The organism is Vibrio sp. YT-19(2023) (assembly GCF_033337395.1).
In genome coordinates this window covers 1-1,927 of the sequence record NZ_JAWOQN010000083.1, presented here as the reverse complement: position 1 = coordinate 1,927, position 1,927 = coordinate 1, and the positions used below count along the sequence as shown (strand labels likewise).

Here is a 1,927-nt window from a genome sequence, read left to right as displayed (position 1 = left end):
TTGATATGGAAACTCTTGGTTGTTTGGTGCTTTGATTCGTCCCCCTTGATCAAGTTCAACATTGAACGGAGTCAGCCAGTCCATTTGATGAGGTTGGAAACCAAATGCCATGATGACAGCATCGGCAGGCAGTACGTGTTCACTTCCTTCTACAGGTTCTGGGCGACGGCGACCTGCGTCATCAGGCTCGCCTAAAGCAGTTTTGACCACTTTCACGCCTGAAACTTTGCCATACGCATCAACCTCAATACCTAAAGGCTGAAGGTTAAACATGAACTTCACGCCCTCTTCTTTGGCATTTTTCACTTCTCGACGGGAGCCTGGCATGTTTTCTTCATCACGACGGTAGGCACAAATCACGTTAGATGCGCCTTGACGGATCGAAGTTCGCACGCAGTCCATCGCGGTATCACCACCACCAAGCACTACGACTTTTTTGCCAGCCATATCGATAAACGGTTGGTTATGTTCTAGCTCCATAACCTTATAGGTATTGGAAATCAAAAATGGTAGGGCGTCATAAACGCCCGGCGCGTCTTCATTTTCCAAACCGGCGCGCATGTATTTGTATGTGCCCACACCTAAGAAAACCGCATCGTATTCATCAAGCAGTTCTTGCATCTGCACATCTTGGCCGACTTCCACATTCATGCGGAACTCAACGCCCATTTCGGTAAATACCCGACGACGATTTTCCATGACTCCTTTTTCCAATTTGAAAGAAGGAATACCAAAGGTAAGTAGGCCACCAATCTCTGGGTAACGGTCAAACACCACCGGTTTTACACCGTTGCGAACTAAGATGTCTGCTGCTGCCAGACCAGCAGGGCCAGCGCCGATGACTGCCACCTTTTTATCCGTCCACTCCACTTTGGACATGCCAGGTTTCCAGCCCATTTCAAAGGCTTTGTCGGTGATGTACTTTTCAATGTTTCCGATCGTGACTGCACCAAAATCATCATTTAGTGTGCACGAACCCTCACACAAACGGTCTTGCGGACACACACGGCCACACACTTCAGGCAAGCTGTTGGTTTGGTGTGAAAGTTCCACGGCTTCTAAAATTCGGCCTTCATTCGCCAGTTTTAGCCACTGGGGAATGTAGTTATGGACGGGGCACTTCCATTCACAATATGGGTTACCGCAATCCAAACAGCGATCGGCCTGCGCTGTTGCTTGTTGTTTCGTGAACGGCTCGTAAATTTCAACAAACTCAATCTTACGAATCTTAATTGGTTTTTTCGCCGGATCTACGCGTTGAACATCGATAAATTGGTAAACGTTCTGACTCATGATTCAAACATCCTCCATGATTTATTGGGCTTGAACGCGCAGTTCAGCAGCGCTGCGGCTTTGGTGACCAAGTAGCGTGTTTAAGTCAGCCGCTTGAGGTTTCACCAAGTAGAACTTCGGAATCCATTCGTCAAAGTTCGCCAAAATATGTTCTGCATGGCTAGAGCCAGTCTCTTCGAGATGCTCCGCAATTAGGCCGCGCAAGTGCTCTTGGTGGATGTATAGATCCGACAGTGAAATGGCTTCCACCGATTCGTTGTTTACACGACCTTGGAAGTCTTGATTTTCATCCAACACGTAAGCAAAACCGCCCGTCATACCAGCGCCGAAGTTCACTCCTGTGGCGCCAAGAATAGCCACAATGCCGCCAGTCATGTATTCACAAGCGTTATCACCCGCGCCTTCGATTACTGCGATGGTGCCAGAGTTACGAACACCAAAACGCTCTCCCGCTTTACCCGCAGCAAACAGTTTACCTCCTGTCGCGCCGTACAAACATGTGTTACCAATAATGGTAGCTTCGTTACATTTAAATGCAGTGCCTAGGTGAGGTTTAATCACGATCTTACCACCAGCCATGCCTTTGCCTACGTAGTCGTTCGCATCACCAGTGAGGTAAAGCTCTACGCCGCCC

At 48.5% G+C, this 1,927-nt stretch carries 1 protein-coding gene and 1 pseudogene; both read right to left on the bottom strand.

The window, feature by feature from the left end; genetic code table 11:
- Positions 1-1,293 (bottom strand): FAD-dependent oxidoreductase (locus R7E78_RS23960; RefSeq protein WP_318058317.1); only part of this gene is annotated, 1,293 nt, incomplete at its 3' end.
- 21 nt (positions 1,294-1,314) lie between these two features.
- Positions 1,315-1,927: pseudogene (gene gltB / locus R7E78_RS23955) on the bottom strand (glutamate synthase large subunit); the annotation flags it as partial.